The organism is Actinopolyspora mzabensis (assembly GCF_900101095.1).
GTDB lineage: Bacteria > Actinomycetota > Actinomycetes > Mycobacteriales > Pseudonocardiaceae > Actinopolyspora > Actinopolyspora mzabensis.
The window spans coordinates 22574-39110 of record NZ_FNFM01000011.1 but is presented as its reverse complement, the minus strand read 5'-3'; the positions used below and the strand labels follow the sequence as shown (position 1 = coordinate 39110).

Here is a 16537-nt window from a genome sequence, read left to right as displayed (position 1 = left end):
CTCGGGAGCCACCGAAAACACTCCGTTACTCGTGACCTCGGTGTGCCTCGTGTCGTCACGGAAAGGTAGCGTCCGCCACGGACGTGGTCGACCTTGCGAGGAGGAGTAGGCGTGAGCTCGGGGCGGGCGGTCGGTTTATTACTCGGCGTAGCCGCTGACGCGGTGCTGGGGGATCCGAAACGCGGCCACCCGGTGGCGGCGTTCGGCAGGATCGCGCAGCGGGTGGAGTCGGTCACCTACCGCGCCGACCGTTCGGCAGGCGTGCTGCACACCGCCGCGTTGGTCGGCGCGACCGTTGGCCTCGGTGCGCTGTCGCAGCGGATGGTCCGGCGTTCGCCGGTGGCCGAAGCGACGTTGACCGCCCTGGCGACCTGGAGTGCGCTCGGCGGCGCATCCCTGGCGCGGGAGGGCAGCGCGATGGCCGGTCACCTCGACTCCGGTGAGCTGGCGGCGGCGCGTTCCAGGTTGCGAGGACTGTGCGGGCGCCGCGCCGACGAGCTCGACAACCAGGGACTGGCGCGTGCCACGGTCGAATCGGTGGCGGAGAACACCTCGGACGCGGTCATCGCTCCGCTGTTCTGGGGCGCCCTCGCGGGAGTTCCGGGACTGGTCGGTTATCGGGCGACCAACACGCTCGACGCCATGATCGGGAACCGGAGCAGCAGGTATCACGCTTTCGGCTGGGCCGCGGCGCGACTGGACGATCTGCTGAACCTGCTCCCGGCACGCACCACCGCGATGCTGACCGTGGCGTGCGCACCGGTGGTCGGTGGCTCGGCGCGCGAGAGCGGTCGGATCAGGCGACGGGACGCCTCGGCGCACCCCAGTCCCAACGCGGGCCAGGTCGAGGCGGCGTTCGCCGGTGCGCTGCGCATCAGGCTGGGAGGCCGGATCGACTACGAGCACACCGCCGAGACCCGCCCCGTGCTGGGGGAGGGGCGTACCGCCGACGGTGGCGACATCACCCGAAGTGTCGAGCTGTCCAGGCTGATCGGCACCGTGGGGGGTGTGCTGGCTTCGGTGACGGCGCTGCTCGTGGGCAGGCGGAGGTGAGACGTCCCGCGGGGAGCTCGCCGGTCAGGTACCCGCCGAGTTCTCCTGCTCCCGCTTCTCCTGTTCCCGACTCTCCTGCTCCCGGCGTTCCTCCGCCGCGATCACCTCGGCGACCGACATGCGGGATCTCCGCTTCCGCCCGCCGCTCTCGGACGCCTCCCCGTGCGGTGATCCCCCGCTCGGTACCCGGCCGCTCGGAGTGCGGGGGGAACGCATCTCGCCGTAGACCAGATACCCCACCGCCAGCGGGGCCATGGCTCCGAAGATGATCCACTGCATCGCGTACGAGAAGTAGGGGCCGGACTCCAGCCTCGGCAGTGGCACGGCCTGCAGCACACCGGGCTGGTTGGAGACCAGTGTGAAGTAACCGGGGCGCAGCGGAATATCGACGCCGCGCTCCACCGTGTTCGCGTTGATCGCGTACGTCCACCGGTGGCCGTCGTGGCGGAACATCGAGCGTTGTTCGGCGTCGTACTCGTTCGCGCGGATCCGCGCCGTCAACCGCACCGTCCCCTCCGGGGCGGCCGCGTACTCCGGCGCCCTGGTGGACTCCACCGGGCGGATGAATCCACGGTCGACCAGCACCGTCCCACCGCTCTCCAGCCGGAACGGGGTCAGCACCTCGAAGGCGGGTTCGCCGAGCACGGTGCGCTGCCAGGCCAGTGTCTCGCCACGGGAAAGGTAGTGACCGGTGAACGTGACCCGCTTCCACTCGGTCGAGGAGCCCGGAGCCTCCCCGCTCGGCAGCACATCACGCAACGGCTTGGGCTCCGCGCGCATCGATGCCCGGATCGCGTCGTTGCGCGCCTGCGTCTCGTTGTGCCTGCTGAACTGCCACGGTGACAGCACCGTGAAGCAGAGCGTGGAAAAAACACCCACCAGCAGGAGCAACGCGATCCAGCCGGGGCGCAGTAGAAACCCGAAACGCACGGGTCCACGGTAGGCCGGGCGATGGCCGGTGCGCCGCACGGGTCCATCCGGTAGTGGGACTCGTCTCCCGGCTCAGAACGAGCGCAACGCCTCCCGCGCGACCGAATGGGCCTGACTGGCGAAACCGCGACCGAACAACACGCCGTGCACCAGCAACGGGAACAGCTGATGTATCCCCACCCGCTCACGCCAGCCCGGCGCCAGGGGAGTCTCCGCCTCGTAGGCGGCCAGCACCTGCTCCAGATGGGGACAGCCGAACAACCGCAGCATCGCCAGATCGGTCTCGCGGTGCCCGCCGTGCGCGGCCGGGTCGATCAGCCACACGTGAGTCGTGTCCTCCGGGGCTCGCCCCCAGTGCACGTTGCCGCTCCACAGGTCGCCGTGCAGCCTGGCGGGCGCCTCGTCGGCGCCGGGAAGTTCGCCGAGTCGTTCGCAGAGTTCGGTTATCGGCTCCGCCTCCGAGCGGTACAGCGTGCCCGCGTCCACCAACCGCCGCACGTAGGGCTCCACGCGCAGCGTGCTGTAGAAGTTCGGCCAGTCCGCCACGGGCTCGTTGCGCATCGGGGCCAGACCGATCCAGGCGTCCTCGGGGCCGCCCGGAGGTGGGCAGCCGTGCGCGGTGGCCCCGGCGGCGTGCGTCCGCGCGAGTGCGCGTCCGAACTCCGCCGCCGCCTCGGCGCTGGGAGGGTTCTCGGCCACGTGCTCGGTGACCAGCCACTGCTCGTCCTCGCCGAAGACCTCGGGTACGCGTATCGTGCCCGCCTCGGCCAGCCACCGCAGTGAGGCCGCCTCCGCACGCAGCGCGTGCGGCATGTCCGGCGGGGCGGCCTTGGCGAACACGCTGCGGCCGTCGTCGAGTCGGACCTCGTAGGCAGCAGAGGCGTCGCCGCCCCCGAGGCGACGAGGCTCCGCCGCCTCGGCCCCCGTCAGTTCCGCGACCGCTTCGGCCAACCCCGGACGGCTCATGAAATCCCCCTCGATCGGGTCGTCGGGTCGTGAGTTACGAACGGTTCCGGTCGTTTCCGCTCTCGACCGGTGCGACGAGCGGTCACGACGCCGGCTCGGAGGGAGACGTCGTCTCGGCCGAGGAGGCGGAACTCCGCTCTCCCACGGCGGGCAGTCCCAGGCCTGCCCTGACCCGGTCGAGCAGTCCCGGGACAGCGGCCTCGATCATCTCCATCACCCCGTCGAAACCGCGCTCGCCACCGAAGTAGGGATCCGGCACCTCCGCCCACTCGTCGGACTTCGGGTCGAACGAGCGCAGCAGCCTGACCCGGTCGGCGTCCTGAACCTCGTCCCGGAGCACGCGCAGGTGCCCCGCGTCCATGGCCACCAGCAAGTCCGCGTCGAGGTGGTGCTCGTCGAGTTGTGCGGCGGTGTGCTCGGTGGAATAGCCGTGATCCGCCAACACCGCGCTGGTGCGGGGATCGGCCGACTCCCCGGCGTGCCAGGGACCGGTGCCCGCGCTGGACACCTCGACCCGGTCGGAGAGCCCGGCACGCCGCAGGTGCTCCCCGAACACCAGCGCTGCCATGGGGGACCGGCAGATGTTGCCGGTGCAGACGAAGGAGACGTGGAAGGCCTTGGTGGTGGAATCGAATGTCACACCCCCAGTGTCCCGTTGCGCGGCATCGCCCGGGCGCCGGGTTCTCCCACGTGACGCTTTCCGTGGGGCTGCCTAGCACCGGCGTGCGGTGGTTCCGGCGGCACCACCGGCGCTGTCCGGCCCGACCCGATCGGTAGCTAGACTGCCGGGGATGACTCGCCGGGACGACAGGGAGATGCTCCGCCATCACGGAGATGTGGACGCCGCTGGCGAGCTGCTCGACTTCGCGGTCAACGTCCGGCTGCGCCGACCCCCCGAGTGGTTGCGCGACCGGCTGATCGGCGCGTTGGACAGGCTGGGCGGTTACCCGTCCGCCGAGGACGACCTCGCGGCCCGGTGCGCGGTGGCCCGACGGCACGATCGTTCTCCCGAGGAAGTGCTGCCCCTCGCGGGGGCGGCGGAGGGGTTCGCGTTGCTGCCCACCCTCCGTCCGGAGCTGGCAGCCGTGGTGCATCCCTCGTTCACCGAGCCGGAGCTGGCGCTGCGCGAGGGTGGGGTCGACGTCACCCGAGTGCTGCTCGATCCGGCCGACGGGTACCGACTCCGGCCGGAGGCCGTGCCCGAGCGGGCCGATCTGGTGGTGCTGGGCAACCCCACGAATCCCACCTCGGTGCTGCACCCCGCCGAGACCCTGCGTTCGCTGGCCCGTCCCGGACGGGTGCTGGTCGTGGACGAGGCCTTCGCCGACGCGGTGGTCGACGAGCCGGAATCGCTGGCCGCCGAACGGATCCCCGGACTGCTCGTGCTTCGTTCGCTGACCAAGATGTGGGGACTGCCCGGACTGCGGGTCGGGTACGCGCTGGGAGAACCGGAACTGCTGCGTCGGTTGACGCACCGTCGCCCGCACTGGCCGGTGGGCACGCTCGGGTTGGAAGCCCTACTGGCGTGTTGTGAACCCGAGGCCGTCGCCGAGTCGCAACGCGCGGCGGACCGGCTCGCCCATCGCCGCGACGAGCTGGCGGCCCAGCTCGCCGACATCCCGGGAGTCGACGTCGCCCTGCCCGCCGCGGCCCCCTTCCTGCTGTTGCGGGTGCCGGACGGCTCTTCGGTGCGCGCGGGGCTGCGGCGACACGGGATCGCGGTACGCCGGGCCGACACCTTCCCCGGGCTCGACGAGGACCACATCCGGGTGGCCGTGCGCGACGATACGGAGAACTCCCGACTGGTCTCGGCGCTGCGGGGAGTCGTCGCACCACCGGAGGGCCGGGGGTGCGCACCCACCGACCACGAGCCGGTTGCCACCGTTACCGAAAATCGATCCACGACACGGGAAGCGACTCGATGACCACACGGATCAGGGATGTGCTCGACGTACTCGAAGCCGCCTACCCGCCGAGTTACGCCGAGTCGTGGGATGCGGTCGGGTTGGTCTGCGGCGATCCCGATGCGACGGTGCGTCGTGTGCTGTGCTGCGTCGATCCGGTCGAGGAGACCGTCGACGCCGCCGTCGAGCAGGGCGCCCAGCTGCTCGTCTCGCACCACCCGCTGCTGCTGCGCGGGGTGCACGCCCTGCCTGCCGACGACCCCAAGGGCCGTCTGCTGCACCGGCTGATCCGTGCCGGGATCGGACTGTACTGCGCCCACACCAACGCCGACACGGCGAGCCCCGGTGTTTCCGATGCGCTCGCCGCGCGGCTCGGACTGACCGTCACCGGCCCGCTCAGCCCGCACCGGGAGGGGGCCGAAACCGGCCTGGGCAGGCTGGGAACTTTGCCCGAGCCCGAACCGTTCGAACGATTCGTGCACCGGGTCGCCGATGCGCTGCCCGTGACCTCTTGGGGGGTACGCGGGGCGGGTGACCCGAACCGCCCCGTGCGGCGGGTCGCCGTGTGCGGCGGTTCCGGTGACTCGAATCTGGAGGCCGCTGTCGAGGCCGGGGTGGATGCCTACGTCACCGCGGATCTGCGGCACCACCCGGCGACCGAACACCTCTCGCGTGCCGATGTGCCGGACACGCGTGTCCCCAACCTCGTCGACGTCGCGCACTGGGCCAGCGAGTGGCCCTGGTGCGAGCAGGCAGCCGATGTCCTCGGCGCGGCGTTGCCCGATACCGTCGAAGTCCTCGTCTCCTCGTGCCGCACCGATCCATGGACGGTGCACGCGCACGCCACGGCCACCGATACTGGGAGGAAGCCGGAGTGAAAGCCGATCCCGCCGCACAACGCAGGTTGCTCGAAGTCGCCAACGTCGATGCCGAGCTCAACCGCATCAACCACCGCAGGTGGTCGCTGCCGGAACTGGAGCGGATCGGCGTAGCCGAGCGCGAGGTTCGGACCAAGCAGGACGCGTTGGTGGCAGCGCGGACCACACTCGACGATCTGCGCAGCGAGGTCGAGCGGCTGGAGCACGAGGTCGACCAGGTGCGGTCGAGGCAGCAGCGCGATCAGCAGATGATGGACTCCACCGACTCCTCCAAGCAGCTGGAGGACCTGCAGCACGAGATGAGTACTCTCAGCAGGCGCGAGGCCGCGCTGGAGGACGACATGCTGGAGGTCATGGAGCGCCGCGAAGCCCAGGAGACCGACGTTTCGCACGCCCAGCAGGAGGTGAACACCGCGGAGTCCGAATTGGAGGACGCGCGGCACGCTCGTGACGAGGCGCTGGCGGACCTGGAAAGCGACGAGGCCAAGCGACTGGCCGAACGGGAGTCGTTGGTCGCGGACATACCGCAGCAGCTTCTGGACCTCTACGAACGCATCAGGCAGCAGCGTGGTTCGGGTGCCGGACGTCTGCAGGGGAACAGGTGCGGTGCCTGCCGCCTCGAACTGGACCGTGCGGCGCTCGCCTCGGTGCGGGAGGCCGCGGCGGACGACGTGGTGCGCTGTGAGGAGTGCGGCGCGATCATGGTGCGCACCAAGGAGTTGGACCAGTGAGCAACCGGGTGATCGTCGAGGCAGATGGCGGGTCGCGTGGTAATCCCGGTGCGGCGGGCTACGGAGCGGTGGTTCGCGACGCCGCGGACGGTCGGGTGTTGGCCGAGCGTTCCGACGGGCTGGGGGAGACGACCAACAACGTGGCCGAGTACCGCGGCATGATCGCCGGGCTGGAAGCGGCCCTGGAACTCGGCGCGGCGGAGGCCGAGATCCGGCTGGACTCCAAACTCGTCGTCGAACAGATGTCGGGCAGGTGGCGGGTCAAGAACCCGGTGTTGCAACCGTTGGCCGCCGAGGCGCGGAAGCTCGTGTCGCGGTTCACCTCCGCGCGGTTCGAGTGGATTCCACGGGAGCGCAACAAGCACGCCGACCGGCTCGCCAACGAGGCCATGGACCGGCAGGGCGACGGCGCGGAGCCGGTGACCGAAGCCGGCCAGCTGTTCGCACCCGGATCGGCGGTGCCCGCCGAGTCCGTCGAATCGCCCGAGCCCGCTGAGCGAACCGCGACGGCCGAAACGGCCGAGGCCGATTCCGCGCCGAGTGGCGTCGCCAGCTGGAGCGGTGCGGTGGGAGCCCCGACGCGGTTGCTGTTGCTGCGGCACGGACAGTCGCCCATGTCGGTGGACAAACGCTATTCCGGCCGTGGGGACGTGCCGCTCACCGAGCTGGGGAGGCGACAGGCGCGAGCCGCTGCCGGGCGACTGCTGACGATGGAGGAGCTCGTTCCCGAGGAGGGAGCGGTCCCGGTGCTCTCCTCGCCGCTGAGCCGGGCTCGCGGCACCGCCGAGGCGGTGGCCACGGCCATCGGCGGGCAGCTGGTGCCGTACGAGGGGTTGGTGGAGACCGACTTCGGTGCCTGGGAGGGGCTGACCTTCACCGAGGCGGCACAGCGGTACCCCGAGCTGCATCGCAGCTGGCTCGGTGATCCCGCGGTGACACCCCCGGAGGGCGAGAGCATGAACGCGGTCTTCGCGCGGGTCGACGAGGTGCGAAACCGGCTGCTGCGGGACTACGCGGGACGAACGATCGTGCTCGTAACCCACGTGACACCTATCAAGGCGCTGTTACGTATGGCCCTGGGGGCCGGGCCCGAACTGTTCTACCGGCTCCACCTCGATCTCGCCTCGTTGTCGGTGGCCGAGTTCTATCCCGATGGCAACGCCTCGGTTCGGTTGGTCAACGACACTTCACACCTTCGAGGTCTCTGAAAGCTTCCACCGCCGCTCAGAGAGCGACGTGTTCGCGAGCCAGCACCACGGCGCCGTCGAGCTCGGCGTGGTGCAGCGAGCTCGTCACCAGGCGACAGGCGGAGTGCGGTAGCGAGGAGCACCGCACCGCCTGCTCCATCGGTTGCCGCAGTACCTCGCCCGCCCTGGTCACCGCACCACCGAGGACGACCAGATCCGGATTGAGCACGTTGCGGAGGTAGGCGATTCCGCGTCCCAACGCCGTACCCGCCCGCCGCAGCGCTGCCGTCGCCCCGGCATCGCCGTGCTCGGCGGCGTGCAGCACGGTGTCGATGTCGCAGTCGGACGCGAGCGCGGTCGGGGTTCCGTCCTCGGCGGCCTCGCGCACCGACTGCAGAATCGCGGGTCGCGAGGCCACGCTCTCCAGGCATCCCGAGTTGCCGCAGGCGCACTGCCGACCGTTGTCCTCCACGCGGCAGTGTCCGATCTCGCCGCCGATTCCCGCCGCTCCCGAGAACAACCGCGAGTCCAGCACTACGCCCGCGCCGATGCCCGTGTCGACCATGATCCGGACGAAGTTGGCGATGCCGTCGCCCCAACCGAAGCGTTGTTCCGCCAACGCGCCCGCATGCGCCTCGTTGTAGATCACCGCCGGGACGCCGAACAGCTCCTCGACCCACTCCCGAAGCGGCACGTCGTGCCAATCCAGATTCGGAGCCAGCAGGCAACGACCGCTGCGGTGGTCGACCAGTCCGGAGACCGAAACTCCGACGGAGGAGATGCGCGTCACGGGAACTCCCGCTCGTTCCGCCGCTTCGCGGACCAGTGGCTCCAGTCGGTTCACACCTGCCGCCGCGTCGCCGACCGAGCTGGGAGCCGATGCCCGCGCCAGCGTCCTGCCCAGTGCGTCGGCCACGGCCACCGAACTGTTGCGCACCCCTAGGTGGACCCCCACGTAGGCACGCGCGTCCGGGTTGAAGATCACGAGATTCGGCCTGCGGCCGCCCGCCACGGCCGCCTCACCGACCCCGGCCGGGACGAGCAGTTCCTCTTCGAGCAGCGAGTCGATGATCGAGGACACCGAGGGCTTGGTCAGACCGGTCGTGCGGGCCACCGCTGCGCGCGAGCGCGCTTGGCCGTCGCTGAACAGCTCGATCATGTGCTGTCGGTTCAGCTGCCGGACCGTCCGTGGGTCGGCCATGCCGCGAAAACCTCCTCGTACGGCTCACGGATCACTACCGGCCGCGAGCGCTGCGACTCTCGGTGATCGATCGAAACCATGAGTAACAGTCGTTCACCGTATTGACACGCATTAGTAAGGATACGATCCTTACCAACCATTGCTGGGTCACACTTCCCCTTGAGTGCAATGGAGCATAGATGTCCTTCCATTCCACCACCGGCACCTCGGGTGCCGGATCTCACGCCCGACCACTGCGCACGGCCCACTTCGCCTCGGTGGCGGCGCTCGGCGGGTTTCTCTTCGGTTACGACACCGCCGTGATCAACGGAGCCGTCACCTCGATCCGGGAAACCTTCGGGGTCGGTTCGGTGGTCACCGGGCTGGCCGTCGCCATGGCCCTGATCGGGTCCGCCCTCGGTGCGTGGAACGCCGGGACGCTCGCCGACCGGTACGGCCGACTGGTCACGATGCGCACCGCTGCGGTGCTCTTCCTGTTGAGCGCGATCGGATCGGCCCTGCCGTTCACCGTCTGGGACTTCACGTTCTGGCGGCTCGTCGGCGGCGTCGCGGTCGGCATGGCCTCGGTGATCGCACCGGCCTACATCGCCGAGATCGCCCCTGCCCGGCGCAGGGGGCGGCTCGGCACCCTGCAACAACTGGCCATCGTGCTGGGCATCGCGATTTCCCAGGTGATCAACTGGGCCATCGCGGGTGCGGCCGGTGGCGCCGCTGAGCCGGTGCTGGGACTCGACGCCTGGCAGTGGATGTTGGCTGTGGAGGCGGTTCCCGCGGTTCTCTACGGTGCGCTGGCGTTCACCATCCCGGAATCACCGCGTTACCTGGTCACACGGGGTCGCTTCGACAGTGCTCGACAGGTGCTGGACACCACCGAGGAGGGCGACGTCGACGAACGGCTCGCCGAGATCCGGGAGTCCGTGGTGAACGACCACCGTCCTCGGGTGCGGGATCTGCGCAGCGCGCGCTCCGGGCTGCTTCCGATCGTCTGGATCGGCATCGTGCTGTCCGTGTTACAGCAGTTCGGCGGGATCAACGTCATCTTCTACTACTCGTCGGCGCTGTGGCAGTCGGTCGGCATCGACGAGTCCAGCTCACTGCTGTTGAGCCTGTCCACCCAGATCTTCAACGTGCTGGGCACCGTCATCGCCCTGCTGCTGCTCGACAAGGTCGGACGCCGCCCGCTGCTGCTGACGGGTTCGGTGGGCATGACGGTCATGCTGGGCCTGGCCACGTTCGCCTTCAGCCACGCGAGCACCGTGGACGGCGAACCGAACCTGGCCAACCCGTACGGACCGATGGCGCTGGTCGCCGCGCACGTCTTCGTGTTCTTCTTCGCCATCTCGTGGGGTCCGGTCGTGTGGGTGCTGCTGGGTGAGATGTTCCCGAACCGGTTCCGCGCCCCCGCGCTGGCGGTCGCCGCCGCGGCCCAGTGGCTGGCCAACTTCCTCGTCACCGCCACTTTCCCGCCGCTGTCCGACATCAGCCTGTCGATGACCTACCTCGGGTACACCGCCTTCGCGGCCGTGTCCGTGTGGTTCGTGATCAAGTGGATCCCCGAAACCAAGGGACGGACACTCGAGGACATGGATCGCACCACCGTGTCGTCGAGGGTCTGAGCACCCTGTTCGGTCCGCGGCCCGTCGAGTTGCCGGTCCGCGGTCCGAAAGGTCGGTTCGCCGTCGGAGTCCTCCCGCCTCCGTGCGCAGTGCCCGAGGTGGCGGGCACTCTCGGCCTCGCCACCACTGGCGAGCGAGAACGGAGGGGAGGACCCGTCAACCGGGTACCTGGGGCGAACGAGGGCGACCGACTCCTACTAGAATGACGGTGCGGACGAGTCGACCGGGCGGCCGCGACGGGGTTCGGCCCCGTCGAGGAAAGTCCGGACTCCACAGGGCAGGGTGGTTGCTAACGGCAACCAGGGGTGACCCTCGGGAAAGTGCCACAGAAAGCAAACCGCTCGACCGTACTGCTCGGTCGGGTAAGGGTGAAAGGGTGGTGTAAGAGACCACCAGCGTCCCCGGTGACGGGGACGGCTCGGTAAACCCCACCCGGAGCAAGGTCAAGAGGGCACCGTTGTCGGTGCCTGCGCAAGTGTTCGAGGGCGGCCCGCCCGAGACTTGCGGGTAGACCGCTGGAGCCCGTCGGTAACGGCGGGCCTAGATGGATGGCCGCCACGCGGGAACGCCTCGGGCGTTCGCCGCGTACAGGATCCGGCTTACAGGTCGACTCGTCCGCTCTCCCGGGCGGCGTTTCCGCCGTCCGCTGTCAGTGCTTCTTCCGAACCGGACGTGTCCGTCGTGTTCGGTAGGCCGGCCGTACTTCTCGGCGCCCCGGTGAGAATCCCCGGTGTCGATCCCGAGCAGCGATCCGGTCACCCGTTGGTTCGACCGTGCCGCGTTTTCGGGGGAAAGATCCGCGATGGCGTGGTAACCAATCGATGTCGAGCCACCCGGAGCGCGAGCAGGCGGGACGTTTCGTCGAGTGATCCCGCGCGAAAGGTGGGTCGACGACGTGCCGCTGCCTTTCACCGCCGCCTTCCCGCGCGCCGGCGGCCGACCCGGGCAGCGGGATCCGCCCCCGCCCGTGGAATTGGGAGCTCGGCTTGGCAGCAGGGTATGTCTTCGCCTCGGACGACCGACTCACCGCGGCCCATCTCGGTGCCCTGGACAGGAGCTTCGACCACATCAGCGTCCGACGGCTGCTCGACTGCGGCGTGCGGGCGGGTTGGCGGTGTCTCGACGTGGGAGCCGGGAGCGGTTCGTTGGCCGCGTGGCTGGCGGGCATGGTCGGGCGGCGCGGTGAAGTGGTCGCCACCGATCTGGATCTTCGTGGGTTGCGGCACGTGTCCGCGAGGAACCTGCGAGTCATCGAGCACGATCTCACCGTGGACCGACTCGCCGGGAGCGGTTACGACCTGGTGCACGGCAGACTGCTGCTGATCCTGCTCGAAGGACGATGTGAACTGCTGCGGCACCTGGTGGGGGCGCTCAAGCCCGGTGGGGTGCTGCTGCTCGAGGACTTCGACGTGGAGGGCGCGGGAACCGTCTGTGCTCCCAGCGAGACGGACGCGGAGGTTTTCGACCGCGTGTTGTGGTCCTATCTGGACGCCATGTCCGCCGTGGGGGCCGACATACACTGGGGACGGCACCTTTACGGCGAGCTGTGCCGGACGGAACTGACCCGGGTCGATTCCACGGCGACCGCCGAGGTGTGGCGGGGTGGTTCGCCCGGGTGTGAGCTGATCCGCGCCAATTTCACGCAGTTGCGGGACCGTGTGCTCGCCGACGGCCGGGTTGACCTCGCCGATTGGCGACACGCCATGCGACTGCTGGAGGACCGGCGTTTCGCGATGCGCGGATTTCTGCTCGTCGGCAATTCGGGGATTCGGTGACTAGTGGTCGTTCTCCGCCGCTGCCACCCCAACGGTGAGCACGTGCGACGATGATCGACACTGGCTTCACGGAAGTGTGATGTGAGATCCGGCATCATCGGTGTGGGCGCCGACTGATCACCGGGGCCGTTGTCGGAGTTCCGTCGGTTACGAAAGGATGGTCCTCAGTTGGCCACTGTCGAACCCCCCACTAGAGACGGAACACGGATCGGTGTGGACGAACGGGTGAATCCCGGTCGAACCGTGCGACACGAAGTTGCGCCGTACGAGTGGTTTTCAGTGTCGGCGGGCATGCTGTAAGAGTGACACGTTCGACGCCACACCCGGTGGGCGCTACCACTACTTCCGGGACACGTGACATGTTCTACTCGATACCGCGTGCCGGGCATCCCCCGGTTTGTCGAAAAAAGCCGACAACCGCTCGTACACAGAGGTAACAATGACCGCCGTGCCACTAGCAGCCCTGGACCCGATCGCAACGTTCGTGATGACGCGGTCGCCGGTGACGGTGCTCGCGCAGACCGATCTGAACACCGACGGCATCCGGGAATGGATTCTGAACAATCTGCTCCCGCTGCTGCTGTTGACCGTGGCACTGCTGCTGCTGTGGCTGGGTGGCGGCAAGGGCGACAACGCGGGCGTGATGCGCCGTGTCGGAGGCGTCTTCGTCGCACTGGCGATCATCGGACTCGCGGTCAGCGGTACCGGTGTGGACATCGGAACCTTCATAGCCGGCCTGTTCAGCACCAGCGGTGGGTAACGACCGAGCGTTCGGCCCGATGGGCAGGTGGCGAGGATATGCAGGTACGTACCGACGACGAGATCTACCGGGTGGACGCCGTCTGGCTGGGCCCGCCGAAGGCGACCTTCCCGTGGCGCGCTCGCTACGTCGCCTGGGGTGTGGGGATCCTGGTCTTTCTGCTGGTGCTCGCAGCGGAACGTCGGATGAACATCGGCTTCGGTTTCTTCTCCACAGCGTGGGCCGTGGTCATCACGATCGCGCTGACCCGGCTGATCTGCTCCCGGATCAGTCACGAGCGACCGCTGAGCGCCGTGATGGTGATGTGGTTGCGCGAGCTGACGGCGCCGCGTCGGTCCGTGCGGGGGAGGGGAGGAGCCGCGAGTGCCGCCGCCGTACGGGTCAGTTCGCGACGTCCCCGTCCCGCACGGTCCAAACAGTCCGGACGTGGGAAGCGATCCGCCCGCCGGAAGCGGGCCTCCGCCGGGTCCGCACCCGCCGGACCCGCTCGGCAGGGTGAGGCCACCCGCCCCGCGCGCGAGGTCCGGACCCCGCGTGATCGCTCCGGTTCCGCCGGACGAGCCAGTCCCCCCAACAGTCGTGTGCGTAGCAAGGAGGTTCGCGGTGTTCGGTCGCGGGCGAGGTCGTGAGAACGATTCAAAGCGGGCCTCGGGACAGCAGTACCGTGCCGCGCCGCAGAAGGCGTCGAAGAACGGACGGCGGAGCAAGCGCAAGGACCGCAAGCCTTCCGGGGAGCAGTCCCTGCCCAGCTACACGCCGTCGATAGCGGCCCGCTCCATCGACGGTCACCTGCTACGTACCGGCCAGGACGTGTTCGCCTGGTACCGGCTCTCCCCGCAGCGCTGGTCGTTCAGATCCGATTCGCAGCGACAGGACCTCATCGCCGCCATCGCCGGGCAGTACGCCGAGCTGCAGGGACGTTGGCTGCATCTTCGCGTGACGAACCGGCCCTATCCGATCCGGATGTGGGCCGAGGCGCACGTACGTAACGCGCACAACCCGGTTCCCGATGTAGCGGGGGCGTTGAGTTTCGACGACTACATGGTCGGGGAACAGCAGCAGCTCATGGGGCGCTCGATGGCCGAGAAGGAGGTCTACCTGGGGGTGCAGGTCCAGACCCGCAACGTGGTCGACCGCGCGGTCGAGCGAGCCGCGCCGCTGCTTCGTCGAGTGTTCCCGGAGGCTGTCGACGCCGAACTGGTCGCCCTGGACAGCGAGATCGAACACCTGGATCAGGTGATCGGCTCGGCGGGTCTGGACGGCAGGCCGGTCACGGCAGAGGAAGTCTCCTGGCTGATGCACCGCTCGTGCTCGCTCGGACTGCCCGCCCCGCGTAACCTGCCCGCGACCCCGAGCAGCGACTGGCAACCCGAGGATCTGGCCTCTTTCACCGACGCCGCCGACATGCACCAGGAGCCCTACGCCCCCACGGTCACCGTCCGCGGGCGTACCGGTTCCAACGCCGGGGTGAGCAGGCAGGTGGCAGTGCTGACCCTCGGGCAGACGCACGGACTGCAGATACCCGAAGTGGACGATCCCTGGTTGCAGCACTCCGACCGGTTGCCCGCGCCGGTCGAGTGGTCCGCCCGCATCTACGTCCGTCGTCCGGAGGACGTCGGTGGGGAGCTGCAGCGCCAGATGAACAAGGTGCGCTCCCAGGTGCGCCACTACACCGAGGAACACGGCCTGGAACCGCCCACCTCGCTCTCCCGGCAGGCGGGCAGGGTGCTGGAGATCGACGACGAGATGACCTCCGGCTTCACCGCGTTGGCCACCCGGGTGCGTTCCTGGTGGCGCATGTCGGTGTCCGGGCCGACCGAACGTGACGCGCTGCGGCTGGCCCAGCAGTTGCTCGATCTCTACAAACCCAAGGTGGCGATCGAGCACCCCGAGGCCCAGTACGCCATGGCGCGGGAGTTCATTCCCGGTGAGCCGCTCGCCTCGGGGGCCTACATGCGTCGCGGCTCCGTGCTGTGGGCCGCCTCCTCGGTACCGCAGGCCACCGCCGAGGTGGGGGACCGCAGGGGGGTGCTGCTGGGCGAGACCTGCACCGCCACCCGGCGCCCGGTGGCCTGGGACCCGTGGATGGCGCAGGAGGTGCGCGACGCCTCCGGGCTGACCGCCATGGTCGCCGGTCTCGGCGGCGGCAAGTCTTTCCTCGGCGGCGGACTGGTGTACAAGACGCTGCGGGCCGGGGCGTACTGGACGTTGCTGGATCCCTCGGGTCCGTTGGCCGAACTGTGCGAACTGCCCGAACTTCGGCCCTACGCGCGTCCGATCAACCTGCTCAACGCCCAACCGGGGATCCTCAATCCGTACCGGGTGGTCGCCGAGCCGGAGCTGGAACACTTCGTGGACGAAGAGGACCCGGAGCGCAGCTGGCGGCGGGAACGCGCGCTGGCTGCGGCCACCAGACGTCGCCTGGTGCTCGACGTGCTCACCGGCCTGCTGCCCTACGACGTCGCCCGGATGCCGCAGACCCGCATCGTGCTGCTGCGCGCGGTCCGGGCCGTCGGCGGCAGGCCCGACGCGCACCCCGGCATGGTGTTCGAGGCGTTGCGCAGGGACGCCAGTGAGCACCACGAGCACGCCGTGGTGGTCGCGGACTTCCTCGACGAGGTCCGCGAACGCATGTCGTTGCTGATTCCGGAGGCCGACGCCGATCCCTACTCGCAGCGCAGGGAGGACCGGCTGACCGTGCTCACCATGGCCGGGCTGACCCTCCCCAAGGACGGCGTCGGCCGTGAGCACTGGACCGACAGCGAGGCCCTGGGGGTCCAGCTGCTCAACCTGGCGGCGTGGCTGACCCAGCGCACCGTCTACGAACGACCGAAGGAGGAACGCAAGGGCGTCTGGATCGACGAGGCGTTCTTCCTGTCCGAGGTTCCCACCGGGCGGGTGTTGATGAACCGCTTCGCCCGGGACTCCCGGAAGTGGAACGTGCGTGTGCTGCTTTCCAGCCAGATTCCCGACGACTTCCTGCGCATCCAGGGTTTCGTGTCGCTGCTGGACTCGGTGTTCATCGGCAGGCTCGACGACGAGCAGGCCCAGTCCGACGCGCTGCGGCTGCTGAAGGTGCCGGTCGACGCGGGTTACGAGCAGGTCATCTCCGCACTGGGACGTCGACCCGGGCCGTCGCGCAACAGCACCGAGCGGGACCGTTCGCCGCGGCAGTTCATCTTCGGTGACGGTGACGGTGGTGTGGAACGCATCAGGATCGACTTCAGCGGTCCGCACCTGCAGCACCTGCGCGACTCGCTGGACACCACTCCGGTGGCCGAGGAGTCCGAGGAGAACACCTCGAACGGAAACGATTCGCTGACGCCGAACTCCGACTCGATCGCCGAGATCAGCGGTGCCGACGCCGAGGACGAGCCGGTCTCGGAGGAGAGCGAGGAGTTGCTGGAGGACTTCACCGAGTGGGAGCTGACCGCCGCCGGTGTGGGCCGCGACAACCACCAGACCGATCCCGACGAGGATCCCGGGAGCAGTAACGGTTACCGGGGCGGGGACCGAGCACGAGGTGTTACCTGATC

At 69.1% G+C, this 16537-nt stretch carries 14 protein-coding genes and 1 other RNA gene; 11 read left to right on the top strand and 4 right to left on the bottom strand.

The features are described 5' to 3' along the window. The first annotated feature begins 111 nt into the window (after positions 1-111). Positions 112-1053, top strand: coding sequence for a cobalamin biosynthesis protein (locus BLR41_RS18210; protein WP_092630506.1), 942 nt, complete (start codon positions 112-114; stop codon positions 1051-1053). 24 nt (positions 1054-1077) lie between these two features. On the opposite strand, the gene BLR41_RS18205 is transcribed toward BLR41_RS18210, so the two are convergent. The 3 genes from BLR41_RS18205 to BLR41_RS18195 all read right to left on the bottom strand — a co-directional run bounded on the left by BLR41_RS18205 (position 1078) and on the right by BLR41_RS18195 (position 3589). Further along, positions 1078-1983 (bottom strand): SURF1 family cytochrome oxidase biogenesis protein, encoded by a 906-nt coding sequence (locus BLR41_RS18205; protein WP_092630973.1) that lies wholly within the window; start codon positions 1981-1983, stop codon positions 1078-1080. 72 nt (positions 1984-2055) lie between these two features. Then, positions 2056-2949: a fructosamine kinase family protein gene (locus tag BLR41_RS18200; protein ID WP_092630503.1), complete on the bottom strand. Its 894-nt coding sequence runs from the start codon at positions 2947-2949 to the stop codon at positions 2056-2058. An 82-nt stretch (positions 2950-3031) separates the two neighbouring features. Next, positions 3032-3589, bottom strand: a complete 558-nt coding sequence (locus tag BLR41_RS18195) for a low molecular weight protein-tyrosine-phosphatase (RefSeq protein WP_092630500.1) — start codon at positions 3587-3589, stop codon at positions 3032-3034. A 151-nt stretch (positions 3590-3740) separates the two neighbouring features. Here BLR41_RS18195 and cobC point away from each other — a divergent pair, with 151 nt between their 5' ends. From cobC to BLR41_RS18175, 4 genes are read left to right on the top strand one after another with little or no spacing between them, the layout of a single operon-like run. Next, positions 3741-4874: an Rv2231c family histidinol phosphate aminotransferase CobC gene (gene cobC, locus BLR41_RS18190; RefSeq protein WP_092630497.1), complete on the top strand. Its 1134-nt coding sequence runs from the start codon at positions 3741-3743 to the stop codon at positions 4872-4874. After that, on the top strand, positions 4871-5731 hold the full coding sequence (locus tag BLR41_RS18185) for a Nif3-like dinuclear metal center hexameric protein (protein WP_092630495.1): 861 nt from the start codon (positions 4871-4873) through the stop codon (positions 5729-5731). Before cobC ends, BLR41_RS18185 begins: the two co-directional genes overlap by 4 nt. Continuing rightward, positions 5728-6462 carry a zinc ribbon domain-containing protein gene (locus BLR41_RS18180; protein WP_092630492.1) on the top strand — a complete coding sequence of 245 codons (735 nt, stop codon included), beginning with the start codon at positions 5728-5730 and terminating at the stop codon, positions 6460-6462. Before BLR41_RS18185 ends, BLR41_RS18180 begins: the two co-directional genes overlap by 4 nt. Further along, the gene (locus BLR41_RS18175; protein ID WP_092630489.1) at positions 6459-7670 is read left to right on the top strand and encodes a bifunctional RNase H/acid phosphatase; all 1212 of its coding nucleotides are present in this window, start codon (positions 6459-6461) and stop codon (positions 7668-7670) included. Before BLR41_RS18180 ends, BLR41_RS18175 begins: the two co-directional genes overlap by 4 nt. 16 nt (positions 7671-7686) lie before the next feature. Here BLR41_RS18175 and BLR41_RS18170 read toward each other — a convergent pair whose 3' ends face one another. Then, complete coding sequence (locus tag BLR41_RS18170; protein ID WP_092630486.1) at positions 7687-8850, bottom strand: ROK family protein; 1164 nt, start codon at positions 8848-8850, stop codon at positions 7687-7689. A gap of 179 nt (positions 8851-9029) precedes the next feature. Between BLR41_RS18170 and BLR41_RS18165 the strand changes: the two genes are divergently transcribed. The 6 genes from BLR41_RS18165 (at position 9030) to BLR41_RS18140 (ending at position 16535) form a co-directional block, all read left to right on the top strand. Continuing rightward, the gene (locus BLR41_RS18165) at positions 9030-10466 is read left to right on the top strand and encodes a sugar porter family MFS transporter (RefSeq protein WP_092630483.1); all 1437 of its coding nucleotides are present in this window, start codon (positions 9030-9032) and stop codon (positions 10464-10466) included. A 215-nt stretch (positions 10467-10681) separates the two neighbouring features. Beyond that, positions 10682-11084, top strand: an RNA gene (gene rnpB / locus BLR41_RS18160) — RNase P RNA component class A. Between the two features lie 368 nt (positions 11085-11452). Further along, on the top strand, positions 11453-12241 hold the full coding sequence (locus BLR41_RS18155; protein WP_176798049.1) for a class I SAM-dependent methyltransferase: 789 nt from the start codon (positions 11453-11455) through the stop codon (positions 12239-12241). A 487-nt stretch (positions 12242-12728) separates the two neighbouring features. Further along, positions 12729-13001 (top strand): hypothetical protein, encoded by a 273-nt coding sequence (locus tag BLR41_RS18150; RefSeq protein WP_092630970.1) that lies wholly within the window; start codon positions 12729-12731, stop codon positions 12999-13001. Between the two features lie 38 nt (positions 13002-13039). Then, positions 13040-13630, top strand: a complete 591-nt coding sequence (locus BLR41_RS18145) for a hypothetical protein (protein WP_092630477.1) — start codon at positions 13040-13042, stop codon at positions 13628-13630. Next, positions 13605-16535 carry an ATP-binding protein gene (locus BLR41_RS18140; protein WP_092630474.1) on the top strand — a complete coding sequence of 977 codons (2931 nt, stop codon included), beginning with the start codon at positions 13605-13607 and terminating at the stop codon, positions 16533-16535. The genes BLR41_RS18145 and BLR41_RS18140 overlap by 26 nt, the downstream gene beginning before the upstream one ends. Positions 16536-16537 lie beyond the last annotated feature (2 nt).